14 protein-coding genes are annotated in these 21,748 nt (G+C 39.1%); 9 read left to right on the top strand and 5 right to left on the bottom strand.

What is annotated here, in order from left to right; translation table 11 throughout:
* The first annotated feature begins 56 nt into the window (after positions 1-56).
* The 3 genes from AC1DG9_RS02825 (at position 57) to AC1DG9_RS02815 (ending at position 4,011) form a co-directional block, all read left to right on the top strand.
* On the top strand, positions 57-1,052 hold the full coding sequence (locus AC1DG9_RS02825) for a PorP/SprF family type IX secretion system membrane protein (protein WP_172660448.1): 996 nt from the start codon (positions 57-59) through the stop codon (positions 1,050-1,052).
* A 78-nt stretch (positions 1,053-1,130) separates the two neighbouring features.
* On the top strand, positions 1,131-3,125 hold the full coding sequence (locus AC1DG9_RS02820; protein ID WP_477634285.1) for an OmpA family protein: 1,995 nt from the start codon (positions 1,131-1,133) through the stop codon (positions 3,123-3,125).
* Positions 3,126-3,588: 463 nt separating this feature from the next.
* Entirely contained in the window at positions 3,589-4,011 is a 423-nt protein-coding gene (locus AC1DG9_RS02815; protein WP_477634284.1) for a GAF domain-containing protein, read from the top strand.
* 669 nt (positions 4,012-4,680) lie between these two features.
* On the opposite strand, the gene AC1DG9_RS02810 is transcribed toward AC1DG9_RS02815, so the two are convergent.
* The 4 genes from AC1DG9_RS02810 to AC1DG9_RS02795 are packed head-to-tail and all read right to left on the bottom strand — an operon-like array spanning position 4,681 to position 11,084.
* Positions 4,681-5,535, bottom strand: a complete 855-nt coding sequence (locus AC1DG9_RS02810; RefSeq protein ID WP_172660451.1) for an N-acetylglucosamine kinase — start codon at positions 5,533-5,535, stop codon at positions 4,681-4,683.
* 18 nt (positions 5,536-5,553) lie between these two features.
* A complete protein-coding gene (locus AC1DG9_RS02805; RefSeq protein WP_172660452.1) occupies positions 5,554-6,864 on the bottom strand; it encodes a TolC family protein in 1,311 nt (436 codons plus the stop codon).
* Positions 6,865-6,886: 22 nt separating this feature from the next.
* Complete coding sequence (locus AC1DG9_RS02800) at positions 6,887-9,991, bottom strand: efflux RND transporter permease subunit (RefSeq protein WP_172660453.1); 3,105 nt, start codon at positions 9,989-9,991, stop codon at positions 6,887-6,889.
* Positions 9,992-10,001: 10 nt separating this feature from the next.
* Positions 10,002-11,084 carry an efflux RND transporter periplasmic adaptor subunit gene (locus AC1DG9_RS02795; protein WP_172660454.1) on the bottom strand — a complete coding sequence of 361 codons (1,083 nt, stop codon included), beginning with the start codon at positions 11,082-11,084 and terminating at the stop codon, positions 10,002-10,004.
* A gap of 205 nt (positions 11,085-11,289) precedes the next feature.
* Here AC1DG9_RS02795 and AC1DG9_RS02790 point away from each other — a divergent pair, with 205 nt between their 5' ends.
* Both AC1DG9_RS02790 and AC1DG9_RS02785 read left to right on the top strand, forming a co-directional pair.
* On the top strand, positions 11,290-13,089 hold the full coding sequence (locus AC1DG9_RS02790; RefSeq protein WP_337718258.1) for a M61 family metallopeptidase: 1,800 nt from the start codon (positions 11,290-11,292) through the stop codon (positions 13,087-13,089).
* A gap of 399 nt (positions 13,090-13,488) precedes the next feature.
* Entirely contained in the window at positions 13,489-15,144 is a 1,656-nt protein-coding gene (locus AC1DG9_RS02785) for a TlpA family protein disulfide reductase (RefSeq protein WP_477634283.1), read from the top strand.
* An 83-nt stretch (positions 15,145-15,227) separates the two neighbouring features.
* Here AC1DG9_RS02785 and AC1DG9_RS02780 read toward each other — a convergent pair whose 3' ends face one another.
* Positions 15,228-15,695, bottom strand: a complete 468-nt coding sequence (locus AC1DG9_RS02780; protein ID WP_099439747.1) for a hypothetical protein — start codon at positions 15,693-15,695, stop codon at positions 15,228-15,230.
* Positions 15,696-16,209: 514 nt separating this feature from the next.
* Here AC1DG9_RS02780 and AC1DG9_RS02775 point away from each other — a divergent pair.
* From AC1DG9_RS02775 to AC1DG9_RS02760, 4 genes are all read left to right on the top strand, one after another.
* The gene (locus tag AC1DG9_RS02775) at positions 16,210-17,991 is read left to right on the top strand and encodes an AMP-dependent synthetase/ligase (RefSeq protein WP_477634282.1); all 1,782 of its coding nucleotides are present in this window, start codon (positions 16,210-16,212) and stop codon (positions 17,989-17,991) included.
* The gene (gene ggt / locus AC1DG9_RS02770; protein WP_337718253.1) at positions 17,951-19,675 is read left to right on the top strand and encodes a gamma-glutamyltransferase; all 1,725 of its coding nucleotides are present in this window, start codon (positions 17,951-17,953) and stop codon (positions 19,673-19,675) included. The genes AC1DG9_RS02775 and ggt overlap by 41 nt, the downstream gene beginning before the upstream one ends.
* Positions 19,676-19,807: 132 nt before the next feature.
* Positions 19,808-21,142: a DUF6089 family protein gene (locus AC1DG9_RS02765; RefSeq protein WP_172660456.1), complete on the top strand. Its 1,335-nt coding sequence runs from the start codon at positions 19,808-19,810 to the stop codon at positions 21,140-21,142.
* Between the two features lie 134 nt (positions 21,143-21,276).
* Positions 21,277-21,732: a MarR family winged helix-turn-helix transcriptional regulator gene (locus tag AC1DG9_RS02760; protein ID WP_172660457.1), complete on the top strand. Its 456-nt coding sequence runs from the start codon at positions 21,277-21,279 to the stop codon at positions 21,730-21,732.
* The last annotated feature ends 16 nt before the right edge of the window (positions 21,733-21,748 follow it).

Genomic DNA, 21,748 nt, shown 5'->3' with positions numbered 1-21,748 from the left:
AGATGTTTCCAGTTAATATTAATCATTTACCTAAAAACTCGAAAAACAAATTTGTTATGAAGAAACTAATAAAAATAATAGCACTAGGAGCATTTTTAAGTTTGGGAGCTGTAAGGGTGGTTGCACAGATTGATCCGCACTTCTCTCAATACTACGCTCACCCGCTATGGCTAAACCCAGCACTAACCGGGGTAACGGACGGTGAATACCGGGTTTCTTTGAATGCCAAACAACAGTGGGGAACTATTTCAAATTCATTTTTAACCGGGGGGGCGTCATTTGACATGGCCCCGGTTAAAAACTTAGCATTCGGTGCAATGGTTTTGAATCAGAATGCTGGAGATATTAGTTATAATCACCTAAGCGCTATGGTTTCAGGAGCTTATCGTATCCACTTTGGAAAGATCGGTTTAAACATGATAAACTTTGGTTTGCAGGCTGGTATTCTTAATAAAAGCTTTGATCCATCAAAGATCACCCTGGGTGCACAATTCAATCCAATAACGGGTTATGATCCCAATTTTGGAATAAACGAATCCTTTGCTTCATCTAACACATTAGTGCCAGATGTGAATGCAGGATTTATGTATTTCGATGGAAATCCAGGACAAAGAGTTAACGTGTTCGGAGGTGCAATGGCAGGGCATATTACCAGGCCAGTCGATAAGTTTTTAGGGAATAGCGTTCGTATGCCAATTAGATATGCAGCTCATGGAGGTGCTAGAATCAAAATGTCAGAAGTTCTTGATATTACACCAAATGGGTTATACATGAAACAGGGTAATGCACGCGAAATAGCAATCGGGGCTTATGCACAGTTTATGCTTAATCAGGAATCAGATTTGCTTTTCGGGTCTAATTATAGGGTTGATGATTCTGCGATAGCTTTCTTCGGGTTACACCTAAAAAATATGGTCTTTGGGGTAAGTTATGATTTTAACACTTCAAGTTTAAGTAGAGCTACACGTAATCAGGGAGGGTTAGAGTTATCCATTTCATTTACCAGTAGGAAGGGAATTACAGGCCCTAACTTCTTTTGTCCAAGATTATAAACTAACGCGATATGAACCTAGCATGATTCATCATGCGAGCTCCATCTGACCACCTAAACATAAATAAATCATTTACAGATGAAACTGCTTAAAACATTACTGATCCTGTGCTTATTCACAACTGCTGCAAATGCGCAATTTGTAACCAATAGTAAGAGAGTAGCGGATGTCTATTTTCAAAATAAAGAGTATTACGCAGCCGCAGAATATTATAAAAGATCACTGCAACTATCCTCCGCAGATAGTGCTGGGTTTGTAGTGCCTTATGGTTTTGCAAATAAGATTAAACAAGATAACCCTAAAAAGGAAGATTACGAATACAGCGTATTTCAATTGGCTGAATCGTTAAGGCTTTATAAAAACTTTACTGACGCAGAGAAATGGTATGCTTTGGCAAAGGAATTTAAGGATCCGAAATATGTACTTGCTACATTTTGGTATGCCGAATCACTGAGGGCAAATCAAAAATTTGAAGAAGCAGTTACGGCTTTCAATGAATTTGCCGGCAAGTATAAACTTAATGATGCGTATGCCGCAAAAACAAAATCTGAAATAGCTTCTTGCCAGTTTGCATTATTTGAATTGCGCTATCCGAGATTGTTTAAGTTAACCAAGCTTCAAAACGATATTAACCAGAAAGGATCAAACTATACACCGGTTATAAAAGACAGTAAATTTTACTTTACATCTTCCAGACCAGTAGGTGATGCAGGCAAAAAGGAAATCTTAACTGATCAAAGTAATGCGAAAGTGTCAAAAAAAGAGACCCCATATTTGAATGCAGTATATGAAACTCCAGGTAATCCTTTAACGGGAGGCATCACAATTAAAAAGGTAGCATTAAACAGTTTAAACAAAGAAGCAGCTGCTCCGGCTTTTCATCCAAACGGAAAGGCCATTTATATTACCAGCTGGACAGCTCAGGGCGACAAAAAGATCTACCAACTAGCTTCATCAGATAAAGGTTGGGGCGATCCAGTTGAGTTAGGAAGCCAGGTAAATGTAAAAGGATTTAATGCTATTCAGCCCTTTGTAACTAAAGATGGCAAATACTTAATCTTMTCGTCTAACAGACCTGGTGGACAAGGTAAGTATGATTTATGGTATTGCCCTTTGAGAACTGATGGGTCATTAGGACAAGCGATAAATTTAGGTAATAAGATAAACTCCCCTGAAGATGATCAGGCTCCCTACTATAATGCTCAAACCAATAAATTGCTTTTCAGTAGTAATGGCAGAATAGGGATGGGTGGATTTGATTTTTATGAAAGTGAGGGTGATTTCACTAATTGGTCAGACCCTCGCAATGTTGGTTATCCATTTAACTCATCAAAAGACGATATCTATTATACTCCTTCTGATAATTCAGATACCGAAGGCTATATTAGTTCAGACCGTGAATCTCTTTGCTGTCTGGAGGTTTTTAATGTAAAACGTGAATACCTTACCGTTAAAGGTATTGTATACGATTGTGATACAAAACAGCCCTTACAAGATGCCACTATTATACTTGTTGATTCATTGCAAACACTTAGAACAGTTACAAATCAAGCCGGAGAGTACACGTTCAAAGTAAATTCTAATCGTAAGCTAAAACTTACAGCAGAAAAAGATAAGTACTTCTCTAAAATTTTAAACTTCAGTTATGATGATTTAGCAAAAAAAGATACATTGTTTAGTCCTGATATTTGTTTAACTCCTTACGAAATTGACAAACCTATAGTACTTAAGGATGTGCTATATGAATTTGATAAAGCAACATTAACTGAAGATTCAAAAGGTAAGCTGGATCATTTATTTTCAATCATGGAGGATAACCCTAAGATTGAAATCGAGCTAAGTGCGCATACAGATAGCAAAGGTTCAGATGCTTATAATATGGACCTGTCAGTGAGAAGAGCGAAATCTTGCGTAGACTATTTAGTTTCAAAAGGAATACCGATTTCAAGAATGACAAGCAGAGGCTATGGTGAAACAAAACCAGTAGCTCCTAATGAACTACCTAATGGCAAAGATAATCCTGAAGGTCGTGCCCTTAACAGGAGAACTGAATTCAAGGTTACAAAGAAATAAAATACGAATACCCGTCTGTTAACAGGCCTTCAGAATTTTATTTTTGAAGGCCTGTTTTTTTAACCTTATCTGTAAATATTGGGGAAATGAATCCAGTTTGAGGAAGGTTTACCCCTCTTTACTTTTTCTGAATTGTAGCTTTTGTCGCACATAATCCTGATCCCTCGTTTTTCATCCTCAATCGTAAATCCCCTTCAATTAATAATAGAAGATACATTTATTTGTCGTTAGCCATAAAAAAGCAATTTTTTAAAGCACAATAACAAATCGGGTATGGTAATTGCCATGTAACCGACATATTAGCTGCTATGCAATACCTTGATTGCAAGTGCTATGGGATAAATTAAGTTTAATTGTTTTGCGAATTGTAAGTATGATTGGAATCAATGTAATTTCACCAAATGAATATCCTTGCCTGGAAAACTTAKAGCAATATAAAATTTTGCATACTAAGCCGGAGCCAGTGTTTGATAAACTAGTAGCAGTATCGGCAAAGATGTTAAATGTTCCTTTAGCGATGATCAATTTTGTAGACAACTATAAAGTCTGGGGTATGTCAGAACAATCAGAGTCTGCTGATCTGGATACCGATCAAGCTAACAATATATGTTCAATTGCAATACAGAATGATAGTCTTGTGAAATTTGAAACCATCACAAAAAAACCTGGGTTAATTTTAAATCCAATGATGCTTGGTGAACTTGGGATACAATTTTTTGCTTCGGCTGTTATCACGACTAAAGGAGGACTTAATGTGGGTTCAATTTGTATTGTAGATAGTCAACATAGAGACTTTAGTTCAACCGAACAGAAAAAATTGGATTGGATAGCCTCCATGGTAACTGCCGAAATGGACAAGCGAATAGCGGTGTATGAAGTGGCTTAATTCTTCCTATACAGCCCGGAATGATAATCATCTAAATCTGTCCAAATAGTTGGTCGGGTTTATGCAGAATATATAGATTTCCAAAATTGTATCTACACTACTTAGGGACGCACTGTCTTCGCTTCATTAGTCCGGTTAAAGGATGCTCAGATAAAAAATTTATGTCTTTGCCCTCCATGGTTTGTATTTTGTTTCCGCAATATTCACTACCATGTTTCAAGTCATCATCAGGTCCTATTAACACTGGGGAATTTACAAGATCCTTATAAGCAGAAAAATGGCATCAGTTACTTTGCTTTTGTCAGTTGTGATCTTCTCCCTGTAATTGTATCCCTTCAACAGGAATTGTGCCGAAGTTCCTCTAAATAGAAAGAGAGATAGAATGCGTGTAAATGGCAGGCCCGATCAAACGTTCATGTAACTCCTCGTAAATTTTCGTAAAGATGCTGTCTATGAAACCAATATTCGGTTAATTAAAGAAATTTGTCAGTGGTAAATAATCTATATAGACTTGAATCCATATAAGGAAATAGGCGTTTATAATCATGTTAATCATTTCAACCGGCACTGCTACGGCCTAAGAAGATGATCCCGACGTACCAATGATGCGAGTTCGGTTTACTGCCTGCGGCAGGAGCGGTCTATGATGTAAAAAGGATAAAACGCAGCTTAAACCATGATGCCTTCTTTTCTTARGATGTAGTTGTAAATACCCTCAATAGGTTTTTGATATATCTTACCAACTTTTACCTGATTCTCAATACAAACCTCTCTTAAAATATCCTGATAGTAAAATGCAATAGAGCCTACAAAGTGAGTATCAAGGCTTTTATAATTAGGGTAATCCTTAATGTTGGAATCTACAAATTCCTGGAAACCCTCACGTAAAATATTAATAATAAAAGGATGATCAGGATGAGAAGCCATAAAACGACTTATCGAGGCCAGGTAGATATTTGGTGCTGGTTTTTGATAAAGATTGGTAATAACAGATTCCTTGTCAATTTGATAAGTATCGGCAAATTCAACAGCAAGATCAGCAGGCATCTGATGATATAGATAGCTTGTGATCAGTTTGCGACCAAAATAGGTGCCTGAGCCTTCATCACCAAGAGCATAACCCAAGCCATGTGCCCCGTTATGAACTTCTTTACCGTCGTAATAAGAAATATTAGAACCAGTACCCAAAATACAAGTCAGTCCTTTTTTATCACCACAAGTGGCGTATGCCGAACCAATTAAATCATGCTCAACTGACACATAAGCCTTGGTAAAGAAAGAAGAAATCCCGTTAGAGATCACCTCAATTTTATCAGGCGACGAGCAGCCTGCACCAAAGAAATAGATTTCTTTAACCTTATCAGCGTAAGGGGCAATTTCTTTCTTCTTTGAAAACAATTTGAAAATATCATGTGCATTTAAGAAATAAGGGTTTATTCCTTGCGTACTAAAGTTGATTTTTTCATTGGGGCTGTAACCCATCCAATCGGTCTTAGAAGAACCACTGTCTGCTACTAGAATCATGCGATAAAAATACTAATCTTATTGGATATTTAAAGTGCCACTTATCTCTTTTAAACTGATTTCTGTAAGTTTTGCCTGATATTGAGCATCTAAAAACCTGGTGATTGCGTTTATAGCGTTTCTTTGGGCCTCTCTAAGTTCCAGAGGGGCAATGCTTCCTAGCCTGTACTTTGCTAAAGTGATATCTAGATTTTGCTTGGCAATGTCAACATTTTTAGTCTCAACCTTTAACAAATCCAGGCTTGTTTTATAATTCTCGAAAGCAGTTAGCAGCTGGGCGTTAATAGTTTGCTTGGTTTTTTCAAGCTCCACTTCAGATGAATTGATCTGCACCTTAGCATTTCTTTCATTCTGACGCTGTAAAAAACCATTAAAGATATTCATGCTTGCCGTTAAGCCATAAGAGATACCCTGACCTCTAAATTTCTGGTTAAACCCAGTAGGGTTGGCGCTTCTCGAAAATGCATAACCACCATTTACACCAACTACCGGATAACGCTGTCCCTTTACCTCTTTTAAACTAAGTTCAGCCACCTTTTTATTAATAAAAGCATTCTGTAGATCAGGATTCAACTGTAACGTTTGCTCCTGCAACAGGGTATAATTCAGTTTGTAATCAATGTCCATATCCTCTTCCGCAGTAAATTTAGTATCAATAGCCCTGGCCATAACCTGATTAAGCGTAATCATTGATGTTTGCAAAAGGTTTTTTTGCTGTAAATAGGCAGATGTATCGGTATTGTAGTCAACCTGAGCAGCTAAAACATCAAGTTTCGAACCCTTACCCAGCTGCAGTTTGTTATCAGCAATGGTTAATCTAAATCTCGAAATATCCAATGCACTGTCATTGGCAACAACAAGCTGTTGCTGTTTTACCACTGCATAATATGAATTAATTACATCAGCAATTGTAGTTAATATAGCGGCTTTTGCATTTACCTCGCCCTGTTTTTGCAACTCCTTTAATTTATCATAAGTAGCAAACATCTTAAAGCCGTCAAAAATGGTCCAATCCAGCGCAACACCGTAGTTCATGCTTGTATTCCTAACACCATCGGCAACTCTCTCAGCACCAGTAGAAGTGGTTTGTACTGTATTTTGTCTACTCCCGTCCGTTGCAAAACTCCCTGTAACCCCAGGTAAAAAACCGGCATTGCCAATATTGGTGTTGTTCTTTGCAATCTGCAAATCATTGTTAACCAATTTTATGTCGTAATTATTTTGCAGAGCGATGGTAATTGCCTGTTGAAGCGTTAGTTTCTCCTGGGCAGCTGCATTTTGTACAAAGGCTGCAAGAAGTATGATCAAAATAAAATTAAGCTTTTTCATGTTTCTCTTTGTAAATGGCCACTTATACATTTTCCGTTTTCAACGCAGCTATTAAAGACTCTTTTAGTTCTGAATTTTCCTTGTGTTCTTTAGACCAGAACGAATAAATAGCAGGGATAACAAACAGCGTAAGAATCAGCGCGAATATAGTACCACCAACAATCACAATACCCATACCCATCCTGCTTTTTGCAGCGGCACCTAATGCCATTGCAATAGGAAGCGCACCAATGGCAATAGCCAAACTGGTCATCAAAATAGGTCTTAACCTCGATACTGAAGCCTCTCTGATTGCATCATGAACGCTCTTGCCCTTTTCTTTAAGCTGATTGGCAAATTCAACAATCAAAATACCATTCTTAGTTACCAGTCCGATCAGCATAATGGTGCCAATCTGGCTAAATATATTCCAGCTTTGGCCAAACAACCAGAGGGATAAAAATGCACCGGCTACAGCCATCGGTACCGTTAATATAATGATAATAGGGTCTTTAAAACTTTCGAACTGTGCTGCAAGAATGAGGTAAACCAACAATAACGCAAGGCCAAAGGCAAAAGAAGTATTAGATGAACTCTCTCTAAAATCTCTCGACTCACCGCCTAAATCTGTAGAAAACGTTTCGTCAAGTATTTTAGCCGATATCCTGTCCATTGCATCCAGACCTTCTCCAATACTTTTGCCCGGAGCCAACCCCGCCGAAACAGTTGCTGCGGTAAAGCGGTTATTTCGGAATAGCTGTGGCGGACTGCTCTCTTCTTTACTCGAAACCAGGTTGTCAATCTGAATCAACTCACCTTTATCGTTTCTAACATATACAGAACTAAGATCAAGTGGATCTTTCCTGTCGCCAACCTCAAACTGACCAATAACCTGATACTGCTTTCCGTTCATAAAGAAGTAAGAAAAGCGCTGACCGCTTAAGCCCAATTGTAAAGCAGAACCAATATCTGCAACAGAAACCCCCAGGTTTTTGGCCTTAGCCCTGTCAATAGTTAAGTCAATTTCGGGCTTATTAAACTTCAAATTCACATCAGAAGTTGTAAAAGTAGGATCCTTAGCCACCTCATCCATAAACAAAGGCACTTTTTCTCTTAGCTTTTCAAAATTCTGAGCCTGTATAATGTAATTGATAGGCAAACCACCCCTACGGCCAACCGAAATAGTAGGCTGTTGCGTTACAACCACTTTTCCTTCAGTATATTTTCTGGTAATCTTGGTTAAAGCATTAGTAATATCAGCCTGAGAACGTTGCCTTTCTCCCGGGTCACTTAAGCCCATTCTTACGAACCCGCTATTTGTAGATGCCGAACCACCAAAGCCCGGCGAGGTAACCGTAATAGCCACTTTCTTTTCAGGCACAGAATCCTGAACCATTTGGGAAACCTTACCCACAAAATCATCAGTATAGGCAAAAGAAGAGCCTTCAGGTAGAGTAAGGTTCATGTTAATCGCGCTTCTGTCGTCGTAAGGAGCGGTTTCTTTAGGCAATATCTTCCAAAACAAAACAATAAGACCCAAACAAACCAAAATAATAGGAATTGCCAACCACCTTCTGTCCAAAAACTTGTTTAGTTTTTCTTCGTACCAATCATTCATGGCCACAAAGTATGGCTCCGTCATGTCGTAGAATTTGGATTTTTTGTGCCCGCTTTTTTTCATCAGGTAAGCATTTAGCATCGGTGTTAAAGTAAGCGATACAAATGCCGATATGAGCACGGCGGCCCCAATTACCACCCCAAACTCCCTAAACAGCCGGCCTACAAAGCCCTGCAAAAATATAACCGGTAAAAACACTGCAGCTAAGGTTACTGAAATTGAAATAACAGCAAAAAAGATCTCGTTAGAACCTTTAATTGCGGCCTCAAAAGGGGAGTAGCCCTCTTCTACCTTTTTAAAGATATTTTCTGTAACCACAATACCATCATCAACCACCAAACCCGTTGCCAGTACAATTGCCAGCAGCGACAATACATTAATCGAGAACCCAAAAATGTACATGATAAAAAACGTAAACACCAGCGATACCGGAATATCTATCAGCGGCCTCATTGCAATTGCCCAATCCCTAAAGAATAGGTAAATGATCAGAATAACCAGAATCAGCGACAAGATAATCGTTTCCGCAACCTCAGTAACAGAGCTCTGGATAAACCTGGTTGTATCCAACGAAACATTAAGTTTTATATCCTGTGGAATATCTTTTTGCAGCTGCTCAAACCGCTTGTAAAACTCTTTAGAAATGTCAAGGTAGTTAGCTCCCGGCTGCGGAACCAAGCCAACAGCAACCATAGGCTTTCCAGATTCCCTTAAAACAGTTTCTTCGTTTTCAGAACCCAGAACCGCGTAGCCAACATCTTTTAACTGCACTACATTGTCCGAATCATTTTTCAGAATCAGGTTGTTAAATTCATCTTCGTCAGTTAATTTACCTAAGGTTTTTATCACCAGTTCCGTACTTGCACCCGTAATTTTACCAGATGGCAACTCTACGTTTTCCCTGTCTAACGCAGTAACAATATCTTGCGATGTTAAGCCATAGGCAGCCAGTTTATTAGGGTCTATACGAATACGCATGGCATATTTCCTTTGCCCCTGTATCTGTATACTACTAACCCCGGTTATGGTTTGCAGCCTATCAGAAATCACGTTTTCAGCGTAATCACTTAGCTGCATTACATTCCGCTTATCGCTTTGCACCGTCATCGTAATTACCGCATCAGAGTTAGCATCAGCCTTACTTACAACCGGATTGCCATCGATATCTTTAGGCAAACTTCTTGCCGCCTGCGAAACCTTATCGCGCACATCATTGGCTGCATCGTCTATATTTTTATCCAGATTAAACTCTATGGTAATATTACTACTACCCTGATTACTTGATGAAGAAATATTCCTGATCCCGTCAATCCCATTAATAGATTTTTCAAGCGGTTCAGTGATCTGCGATTCAATAATATCAGAGTTGGCACCCGGATAAGAAGTTCGCACAGAAACCACCGTAGGGTCAATATTAGGGAACTCCCTAACTCCTAAAAAGTTATAGCCGATAACCCCAAACAAAAGGATCATCAGGTTCATTACAATGGCCAAAACCGGCCTTTTTATACTCGTGGTTGAAATACTCATCCTGTCGCTCTTAGTTTTTAGTAACTGTTACATGTACCGGCGTCCCTGTTTTAAGAGCCATGGCACCTGTGGTTAAAACTGTATCTCCAACTTTTAGTCCCGAAGTAATCACGATAGCTTTTGCCGTACGCGTACCCGCCTCAACAGAAATCTGCTGTGCCTGTCCGCCCTTACTTACAAATACCGTTTTCCCATCAAGTACAGGAATTATAGCCTCATTAGGAATTAAAATAGCATCGTTTAAAGTGGTAAGCGCTAATTTAATCCTTGCAAAAGCACCCGGCAGCAACTCGTTATTCGGGTTAGCCGCCAATGCTTTAATCTGTAATGTTCTTGTTTGTGAATTTATTCCCGGTTCAATAGCAAATACCTTTCCGATGTAAGATTTTGCAGATCCATCTGTTCTAAATGAGATCTCAGAGTGTAATTTGATCTGGCCTACATACTTTTCAGGAACCGCGAAGTTTATTTTAATAGGATCTATGCTAAGCAGGTTTGCAATAACACTGGCAGGGGTAATATACTCTCCAACCGAAATAGAGCGCAACCCAATTTTCCCGCTAAAAGGGGCATATATAGATGTTTTTGCCAATTGTGCACGGACCAATTGCGTTTGCGATTTAAGCGACTGCAAATCTGCAAGCGAGGTATCATACTCTTCCTGACTAATTGCTCCCTTTTGCAAAAGCTGTTTTGCCCGGGCTTCGTTAGTAGCCGATAATCGTTCTTTAGTAAGTGCGTCTTGTAACTGAGCCTGTATATCCCTGTCGTTAATTTTTACCAGCAGCGTACCTTTACTTACGTTAGTACCTTCCTTAAAATTAATTGCGGTAACCAATCCAGATACCTCACTTTTTAAAGTAACAGCCTCGTTGGCCTCAACAGCCCCTGTTATTTCAAGATCATTGTTAAAAGCAGCAGCATTTACTACTACGCCATTCACATTCATTGTTGGCGCGCCGCCTTTGGCTCCCTTGCCTCCGCCTTTTCCGCCACCTGAATTTTCGATCGCCTTATTGGCCGAAATCCTGTAATAAATAAAATAAAGAAACCCTAAAACAATTAGGGCATAAACGATATACTTGAGCTTCATATTGGCTGTGTTGACTTTGTTAGCGTACAAAAATATTCAAATATGGCGCCTCACAAGGCTTGTATTAAGGATGTTACAGCTCCATTAACGTAATATTTTACTTACGAGCATATTAAACGGTAGGTAAAATATACACTATTTTAAGCACTTTTATCTAAGTTTGGCACAGCAAAAACAACTAACTTATATTAATAAAGAATTTTTGATGAAAACATCATTAGCAGGATTAATCGTATTACTATCAATAAGTATGACAGCTAAGTCGCAGGTAAAGATTGGGTTCGAGGTAAATTTCACTGAACCACAGGCACATTACGTTGAAATGGAAATGAACATTTCAGGATTAACTAAGGATTATGTAGACGTTAAAATGCCTGTATGGGCACCAGGATCATACTTGGTTCGCGAATTTGCAAAAAATGTAGAGGGCTTTTCGGCTACTGCAAACGATAAGCCTGTTAAGTTCGAGAAAGTAAGAAAAAACGCCTGGAGAATTTATTCCGCTAAAGCAAAAAACATAAAAATCAAATACCGCGTGTATGCTTTTGAAGTATCTGTACGTACCTCTTTTGTTGATGAAAGTCATGCTTTTTTATCAAGCACCGGAATATTTATTTATCCTGATGGCATGCTAAACTTACCAAGCACTGTTAAAGTGAACCCGTTTAAAGGTTGGGAAAAGGTATCTACAGGCTTAGAGCCGGTAAGCGGAAAACCGTTTACTTATACGGCATCGAACTTCGATCTTTTGTTCGATAGCCCTATTGAAGTAGGTAACCAGGATGTTTTTGAATTCACTGCATCTGGTGTTAAACATGAAGTGGCTATGTATGGAGGTGGTAATTACGACAAGGAAAAGCTACAGGTTGATATGGCTAAGGTTGTTGAGCAGGGAACCGCTATTTATGGCGAGAACCCGAATAAACACTATACTTTTATAGTACACAACCGCTCCGTTGGAGGTGGTGGTCTGGAGCATTTAAATTCTACCGTACTTGGCGCATCCAGAGATAAATATGCTGATCCAAAAGGATATAAAGATTTTTTAAATCTTGTTGCACACGAGTATTATCACCTTTGGAACGTAAAACGCTTACGTCCGGTAGCCCTGGGTCCATTTGACTACGATAATGAAAATTACACTACAAACCTTTGGGTTGCCGAAGGTTTTACATCGTACTATGAGAATAAACTAACGCATCGTGCTGGCTTTTTTACTGTTGATGAGACCGCACAGGCGCTAGCAACAGCTATTGCCAATGTGGTAAACACACCGGGCGCAAAAGTTCAGTCGGCCGCCGAAGCGAGTTACGATGCATGGATTAAAGCATATCGTCCTAATGAAAACTCTAACAACGCCACCATTTCTTATTACAGTAAAGGTGAGGTTGTTGGTATGCTTATGGACATTGAAATTGCCCATGCTACTAAAGGAGCCAAGAGTTTGGATGATGTAATGAAAAGCATGTACCATGAGTACTATAAAAAATTAGGCAGAGGTTATACTGATGCTGAATTTAAGGCTATGGTAGAGAAAATTAGCGGCATCAGCTTTACTGATTTCTGGGCCAGATATGTAAATGGAACGGATGCTATTGAGTACAAAAAATACTTTGGCTATGCGGGTATTAGTGTTGTAGACGAAAATGAAGGTAAAATTATTCCGTATTTAGGTGTGGCATCTAAAAAGGTGGAGGGTGATATTATTGTATCGGCTGTTTCGCGTAATTCTGCTGCCTGGGATGGTGGCTTAAATGTGAATGATCAGATTGTAACTGTTGATGGCGTGCCTGTTGAGGTTGCTATTGAGAAAATGCCGGTAGTTACCAGTAAAAATGTTGGCGATGTGATTACCGTTACTATTAGAAGAGATGGTTTGGTAAGGGATATTAAACTTACCTTAAAGGCTAATCCGAATGTTAAATTGATAACTACGGTTAATGAGAATCCAAGCGAAGGAGAAAAGGCTGTAAGAAATCGTTGGCTTTTGGGAAAGAAAGGTTAAAAAACACTTACTATTCAGCGTCTGGAATAAATGCGCTGAAAAAGCGCAATGATTCCTAGACCTCTTCTTAGCAAGCATTTTTTAAGGGAATTGGGCGCATAATATGGAGCACATCCCCGTCCTCGACGACAGGAGAGATCTCTTGATTATGTGAATCGTTTCGTCGCTACTTCTTGGTCGAGAGACTCCTGTTTAATTACATATAAAAGCAAGGGCTGCGAATTCATATTCGCAGCCCTTGCTTTTATATGTAATTGCTTAATAGTGTACTAGTTAAAAAAAGTTAAATGATCTTTGTCATTTAAGTAAATGTTTATCTTGTGGATTATTAACCAATTATAACCAGAAATTATGCGCTCATTCTCTTGTTATCTTATAATGATCTTTTATTTGTTTGCTATGTGTCTAACTGCATTTGGCCAGAGCAAAGACCGTTCAATACCTTCAACAAAGCTGTCTATTGAAGCGCAAAAGAACATCACGATAACAGGCAATATTAAGCAGTTTGCTAAAAACGAAGGTTTAGCAGATCAATATGCATTTCAATACATAGATCTGATTACAGGCAAGGATGTCATTATACCAATTAGCAAAGATAGCATGGGGAATTACAGTGTTACTTTCCCTGTTAATGGTTATCAGGAAATACAGCTCACTCAAGGAGTTAAGTCTGGAGATGATATCCGCTTCGGTTTGTATTTCACGGGGCGTTTTTTTGCAAAGCCGGGAGATGTGATGGACTTCGATTTTAAGCGATTAGAGGATTATACATCTAAGCAAACGTTTAAAGGGAACATGGCTAATGCCAATAACCAGCAAGACGAATATTATAATTCATTGAGAGAAGCACAAGGTTCAACTGATCTCTTTTCTTTTGATTCCCTGGATTCCTTAAAGCCAGGCGGTTATATTCAATTTAAACAATCATTAACGGCACAATTGAAAAAAGTACTTGACTTTAACGCTAAATATTTCAGTGCTCTTAATGCCGATCCATTCCTGAAAGCACAATCGGATCTTGAATCAAAATATTTTGTAGCTAGCCATCTATTGATGGCATTACTTAAGACAAAAGAAAAAGACCCAAACCTATTACAATTTCTCGATTCAATAGGAGCTCCATTAAACAATCAGAAAGCTTTCGGAAACTTTAGGTATAAGAGTTTTTTAAATAGTTATTATCAATTTTTGGAAAGGGAAACATTTGCATCTGGTAAGGAGGTCACTATTCTGTTTACAGATTTGGTCAGGTACCTCCTAAAAGAACATATTGAGTTTTCGGAGGATGAAAAAGCACTTTGCCGGAAAATCCTTGATACAGTGAACAAGGCCTCAGAGGCAGATAGACAGTATTTTATAAACACATATTCAACCAGATTTGACCAGGAATACCTGATGACATTTAAAACAAAGGCGACTTTTGATCAGATAGCATCTAATAAAAATCGTTTTGTAAAGGATGTATTTCTGACAAGATTTCTGAGGGAAAGATTGGATAAGAATCAATTAGTAAATATCAACTCATTAATCTCCAATTATAAATCAATAGTTAGTGACAATCCGGTGAAGAAGCTGTTTTTAAAGGATTATCAACTGGCGTATGACAGGCTTTATAAAAGCAAGCTCTYTGCTAAGTCTGTTTTAAATGATGCCAAAAAGCTGCCCCCTGATGCGCTGGTTAAAACGATTCTTGAGAAATATAAGGGAAAAGTAGTTTACCTGGATGTTTGGGCAACCTGGTGTGTTCCCTGTCTTTCAGAAATGGCCAATTCGAAAAAACTCCGCAATCAGTTCATCGATAAAGACGTTATTTTCTTGTATTTATGCATCAGCTCACCAACTGAAAGCACGTGGCAAAATTTGATTGCCGGTCATAACATAGAAGGAGAGCATTATTTCCTGAATAATGCACAAAGCGCCGAATTGGGTAGAGAGTTCAATATTAGTTTCATTCCCAGGTATTTGATTATCGATAAAGAGGGGAAGGTTGCTAATGCTGAAGGCCCCTCTAGTGCTAAAACGGTAGCGGAAATTGGGGCGCTGTTACTTAAATAGAATGAGGTATATATAAAACAAGGGCTGCGAATTCATATTCGCAGCCCTTGCTGTTTTTCAATAAGGAAGATGTGTAGTTTTATCTAGAACGCGTAACGTAATGAAATGCCGAAACGCGCTGCGGTAAATTCTGTTCCTTGATTAAGGGTAAACATTGGGCGCCAGTCAAATGCAAAGTCAATTGGTGCATTTGGGATTTTAAAATCTAAACCAGCGGTAGGTCTAAGTTGAACTGCAGTTGAGTGTTTTCCAAACAAGAAATTCGGACCAACACCTAAGTACCAGTCTAATCCTCTTGCACCTGCAATTGGAGCCTGATATTGAAATTCTGCACCTAAACCAACAACGTTTCCGTCAAAAAAGATAAGGTTGGCATCAACTGCACCGTTTCTAGAGAAGAAGTGTTTTACATTAAAACCAACACCGGTTGAACCGTCGCCAGCGTCAATACGCATACCTAGTGCAGTTTTATAACTTTGAGCATTAGCCACATTTGATGTTAATGCTAGCAATGCAGTGCAACAAAATAGAGTAAAGATTAATTTTTTCATAATGTCTGTTTTTAACTTTTTATTAGATGAAAGCATCATAACAACTATTGTGCCACGGCATGACATTCAGATTATAAATACTGGTTTTCAGTGAGGTTGTTTTATAAAAAGAGCAAATTGCCCTTATCATACGGAGATTTAAATGTAGGACTGATGGCATTGCTATACGATAACTACAGTCTTTTCTACTTTGATTTGCCGGCGATGTTTAGCTCAGGAAAAGAAAATTTGGAGAAATCTATCAGATGATCTTGAATGATTTATATCATACTCCGACATCGCGAACGAGCAGAGAGATAACAGTGCGGTCTGAATTGGGAAGAATGTTGAGAGCTGCTCTAATCATGAATTGTTCTTTATCCGCCTCCTAAAAATGACCCAAATCACACTGCAATTGTAAAATAATATTGATTATTTTTAGTTAAGTTTGGAAAACAAGGGGCGTAGAGGGAGAATATATGGGCATATCCTTTGTGAACCAAATTCCTATAATATAAATATTAAGCGAAGTACCATGGCTGTAACGATAACAAGAGTATTCGACTTGCTTCAATACAATTTAGAGAAATTTCCAAAGGAAGAATTTGTTAGTGGTAAAATAAACGGAAAGTGGGTAAAATACAGTACCCAAAAGTTTTGTGAGACTGTGGATGCATTGAGCCGCGGATTAATTGGTATCGGGTTGGGAAAAGAATCCAGAGTGGCAGTGATTTCGCCAAACAGACCTGAGTGGAACATCACCGATTTCGCTATTATGCAAATAGGCGCCTATCAGATACCACTTTACCCAACGCTTGCAGAACACGATATCAAATTTATTCTTGAAAATGCAGCCGTTACGGTTGTGTTTGCAGCCGATGAAGCCCTTTATAAAAAATTAAAAAACGTATGTGCAGAACTGGCTACTGATATAAAAGTATATACGTTTAATGACGTGCCGGGTGCCAATAATTGGTCTGCATTGTTAGATGATGGTGCAAAACAAACTCATAATCTTGATGAGTATCGAAATCAAATAAAACCAGAAGATATTTTAACTCTTATTTATACTTCGGGAACAACCGGAACGCCCAAAGGAGTGATGCTTACGCACGATAACCTGGTTAAAAATTTCGAGAACTCCGCGGTGCTTTTGCCAGAAGGAATTACAACGGGTTTGAGCTTCCTGCCCCTGTCTCATATTTTTGAGCGAATGGTTGTTTACCTGTACATGTATACCAACACATCTGTTTATTATGCCGAGAGTATGGATACCATTGTGGCCGATATTCAGTTTGTAAAACCTACGGTTTTCTCTACCGTTCCAAGATTATTGGAAAAGGTATACGAAAAGATCATGGAAAAGGGTAAAGCGCTTACCGGTATTAAAAGGGGAATCTTCTTTTGGTCGGTAGCCCTGGCAGAGAAGTATGAAATTGAAAGCGGTTGGTTCTATAATTTTAAATTAAGCATTGCCAGAAAACTCGTATTTAAAAAATGGCAGGAAGCCTTGGGGGGCAACATTATCGTTATTGTTTCGGGCGGTGCGGCATTAAATCCGCGATTGGCAAGAATCTTTTGGGCTGCGGATATGCCAGTATTTGAAGGTTACGGATTAACGGAAACATCACCGGTAATTACAGTAAACCACTTTGGTAATACCATGTTTGGTACTGTGGGGCCCGCAATTAAAGGGGTAGAAGTAAAGATTGCCGAAGACGGAGAAGTTTTGGCGCGTGGCCACGACATTATGAAAGGCTATTATATGCGCGATGACCTGACTGCCGAAACTATAGATAAAGATGGTTGGTTCCATACCGGAGATATTGGCGAGCTTGTGGGTGGCAAGTTTTTGAAAATCACAGACCGTAAAAAAGAGATATTTAAAACTGCAGGCGGCAAGTATGTGGCACCTCAAATGATAGAAAATAAATTTAAGGAAACACCTTTGGTGGAGCAGGTGATGGTATTKGGCGAAAATCGTAAGTTTCCATCTGCCTTAATTGTTCCTAATTTTGTGGCGTTAAAGGCCTGGGCAGCGAAAAAGGGAATTGGCTATACCACCGATGCTGAAATGGCAAAGGATCCGAACGTAGTAGAAAAGTTCCAGCAAATTGTAGAGCTGTCTGGTAAAGAATTTGGTAAGTGGGAGCAGGTTAAGCGCTTCGCCTTGCTGGCAAAACAATGGAGTATTGATGGTGGTGAGCTTACTCCTAAGCTTAGTTTGAAAAGGAAAGTTATTCTGGAAAAGAATAAAGATATTATAGAAAAAATTTATGCCGACGCAGAGAATTACAAAGAAGAGAAACACGCATAGGAACATTGTATTAGCTTTAATTACAGGGTTAATGCTATCTGGGTGTGTTGGAGGACAGCTTGGAAAGCATAACAGCAACGAGTATAGAAACGGAATGGTGGTTTCTGCAAGTCCGCTTGCCTCTAAGGTTGGCCTGGGTATTTTAAAAAAAGGTGGTAACGCGGTTGATGCTGCGGTTGCCGTACAGTTTGCCCTGGCAGTAGTTTATCCGAATGCCGGTAATCTTGGTGGCGGGGGTTTTATGGTTTATCGCGCTGCTTCTGGAGAAACCAATAGTTTAGATTTTAGAGAAAAAGCAGCGGCATTGTCATCAAGAGACATGTATTTGGATTCTGCCGGTAATGCCATTACCGATAAAAGTTTATACGGCCACCTGGCTGCCGGTGTTCCCGGCTCTGTAGCCGGAATGGTCGAAGCACATCAAAAATATGGTAAACTGAAATGGGCTGATTTAATTGAGCCATCTATAGAATTGGCAAGAAACGGTTTTAAAGTAAGTGCCAGACAAGCCAGAGAGCTTAACGGATTAAAGGAAACGTTTACCGAGTTCAATCCAGATGGTACCGCATTTTTGAAAGCAGGCGATTGGACAGAAGGTGATGTTTTACAGCAGCAAGAGCTGGCCAATACTTTGGAGCAGATTAGAGATCATGGTCGCGCCGGGTTTTATGAAGGTGCTGTTGCCGATAGTTTAATAGCCGAAATGCAACGCGGACAAGGCATTATCTCTAAAGAAGACCTTAAAAACTACAAGGCAGTTTGGCGTAAGCCCACCATAGGTAACTACAAAGAATATAAAATTATTACAATGCCTCCGCCATCAAGTGGTGGCATTGCTTTGTTGCAGTTGCTTAAATCGGTAGAGACTTATCCTTTAAAAAGATGGGGTTTAAATGCTGATTCCACAGTTCAATTGGTGGTTGAGGCCGAACGCAGGGTATATGCCGATAGGGCTGCCTATCTTGGAGATCCTGATTTTTTTAAAGTGCCGGAACAGCAGCTTTTAGATAATGCTTACATCAAAAACAGGATGAGCAATTTTAGCTGGAACAAGGCTACCCCAAGTGCACAAGTTAAAGAAGGGAATTTAAATGGCAGGGAGCATGAGGAAACCACACACTTCTCTATTGTAGACAGGGATGGAAATGCGGTATCTATAACTACCACATTAAACGGGTCGTATGGTGCGGCTGTAGTTGTAAAAGGAGCGGGTTTCTTGTTGAACAACGAAATGGACGATTTCTCCGTAAAGCCCGGAACACCTAATATGTATGGGTTAGTTGGTGGCGAAGCCAATGCCATTGCACCAGGCAAGCGGATGCTAAGCTCTATGACCCCAACTATTATCGAAAAAGATGGTAAACTATTTATGGTTGTAGGCACACCTGGTGGTTCTACTATTATTACTTCGGTTTTTCAAACGATATTAAATGTAATAGAGTTTGATAAAAGTATGCAACAGGCGGTATCGGCTAAAAAGTTTCATCACCAATGGTTGCCCGATGAGGTTTATACTGAAGAAAACACACTCGATAGTTTAACTATGTTAAAACTTAAGGCTAAAGGGTATAATATTATCCCTCGCGGCTCAATTGGCAGAGTGGATGCGATATTGAAAACCAAGTGGGGATATTATCAGGGTGGTGCCGACCCCCGCGGCGATGACAGCATTGCAGCATGGTAGTTTTGTATAGTATATAGCACAGTGGCTTTACCTCTTAAACATTGTTAAAGGTGGTTTTGGCTGTTTGGCCTGAGTATTGAATAATTGAACAGGAATTAAAAAGATTCTGATAATTATTTAAAAACTCGATCTATGAAACTAAGACTATTTAAATGTTTACCCGTAGCTGTTGCAGCACTGCTTGTTGGTGGTGTAGCCCAGGCTCAGGATTCTACAAGGGTAACAACTAGCGATGCAAATAAATTAAATACGTGGTCTATTGGTATAAATGGCGGTGCATTAGCTCCAATTTCTCCTTTGGGAGGAAAAAATGATTTCTCTAACTGGAAAAGCAACTTCGGTTACGGATTATATATTAAAAAACAATTTACGCCATATTTCTCATTGCGTTTAGATGGGGTAAGAGGTAAATTGACTGGTGATAATTCAGAACCATACAAAAGTGGTGCAGTAAACGATAGTCCTATCAGTGCTTTCGAAACTACTCTGGATTATTCAGCAAGCTTAAATGCTGTAGTGAATTTGTTTAATATTGATATGTTCAATAAAAACAATGCATTGCAGTTATATGCATCAGCTGGTGCTGGTGTTGCTGGTTACAAGGTTAAAACCTCTACCGGTAGTGCTGGTTTAACCGACTACAAAAATGGTGAAACACTTAATGAACTGGTTATTCCGGTTGGTGTTGGTGCTAAATTTAAACTGTCTGACAGGATAAACCTTGATTTGGGCTGGACTATGAACTATCTTGATAATGATGATCTTGATGGTTACTTCCGTGGAAGCAATGATAAATACTCATACGCTTATGGTGGTTTGGAATTTGCTTTGGGTAGCGGTCAGAAACAACTTGCATGGCATAATCCTGTAGCTTTAACTTATGATGAGGCTTTACAGGCTAAGCAAACTGCCAATGCTTTGAAAGGCGATCTTGAAGCTCAGAAAGCTGAGAACCAGAAATTAAGAGGCGAAATGAACGATCTGTTGAAAGATACAGATGGTGATGGTGTTGCCGATAAATTGGATAAATGTCCGGATACTCCTTCAGGAACTGTAGTTGATGGATCTGGATGTCCGTTAAAAGTACCGGCTCCGGTGGAAAAAGTTGTTATTACAGAAGCAGATCGTAAGGTTGTTGCTGATGCAATTAAAAACTTAGAATTTGATTTGGGTAAAGCTACAATCAGATCTAAATCATATGCTACATTGAATCGTGTTGCGGCACTGTTGGTTGAGAAAAACTTTAGTTTGAAATTAGCAGGTCATACTGATAATACAGGATCTGATGCGTTAAATATGAGATTATCTAAAGATAGAGCGGAATCTGTAAAAGCTTATTTAGTGTCTCAGGGAGCTAATGCTTCTCGTATTGAGGCAACTGGATATGGCGAGAGTCAGCCTATTGCAAGCAACAAAACTGCAGCAGGCCGTCAGAAAAACAGAAGGGTAGAGTTTACGCTTTACTAGTCTGAAACAGTATTAAGTTTAAAAACCCCACTCTATTGTTTTAGAGTGGGGTTTTTTATGATATAATATTTTGCAAATTATACTTGCAAACTAATTATTATTTCAATAGCTTTGTTATGCAAGCATAGTATTTAATGAAACAACAGGAGACAATAGACTATTTTTTAAAGGTAGTGTGGCAAAACATGGCCAACACCTATAACCAGATCGCATCCGGATTCGGAATAACGCAGGCAATTGGTTATGTATTAATTAATATAGACAAAGAGGGGACGGCGGTGTCCCAGCTTGCAGGTCTGCTTGGGGTCAAGGCAACGAGTTTGTCCAGGATGCTAAACAATATGGAAGAACTGGGGTTAATATACAGGGAAACTTCTGCCGGGGATAAGCGATCGGTTAAAGTTTATCTTACTGATTTTGGCCGCGAGAAAAGACAGCTGGCAAAAGGGGTTGTGATTTCATTTAATGAGTATTTAAATGAAAACCTAAACTCTCACGAGAAGAACAATTTGATATTATCCTTACAGAAATTAAATAAACTGACTTTAGCTTATAAAATACCTGAAGAAAACAGGGAAAATAAAGGCTAACCAGGTAACAGCTTGA

The sequence above is a fragment of the Pedobacter sp. 05L430 genome (assembly GCF_056397585.1).
Note: the sequence above shows the minus strand (reverse complement) of the source record. Positions and strands in the feature narration are given on the sequence as shown.

Coding starts and splice junctions, on each gene's coding strand:
- AC1DG9_RS02825 (WP_172660448.1), top strand. CDS start 57: ATGAAGAAACTAATAAAAATAATAGCACTAGGAGCATTTTTAAGTTTG.
- AC1DG9_RS02805 (WP_172660452.1), bottom strand. CDS start 6,864: ATGAAAAAGCTTAATTTTATTTTGATCATACTTCTTGCAGCCTTTGTA.
- AC1DG9_RS02800 (WP_172660453.1), bottom strand. CDS start 9,991: ATGAGTATTTCAACCACGAGTATAAAAAGGCCGGTTTTGGCCATTGTA.
- AC1DG9_RS02795 (WP_172660454.1), bottom strand. CDS start 11,084: ATGAAGCTCAAGTATATCGTTTATGCCCTAATTGTTTTAGGGTTTCTT.
- AC1DG9_RS02790 (WP_337718258.1), top strand. CDS start 11,290: ATGAAAACATCATTAGCAGGATTAATCGTATTACTATCAATAAGTATG.
- AC1DG9_RS02780 (WP_099439747.1), bottom strand. CDS start 15,695: ATGAAAAAATTAATCTTTACTCTATTTTGTTGCACTGCATTGCTAGCA.
- ggt (WP_337718253.1), top strand. CDS start 17,951: ATGCCGACGCAGAGAATTACAAAGAAGAGAAACACGCATAGGAACATT.
- AC1DG9_RS02765 (WP_172660456.1), top strand. CDS start 19,808: ATGAAACTAAGACTATTTAAATGTTTACCCGTAGCTGTTGCAGCACTG.
- AC1DG9_RS02760 (WP_172660457.1), top strand. CDS start 21,277: ATGAAACAACAGGAGACAATAGACTATTTTTTAAAGGTAGTGTGGCAA.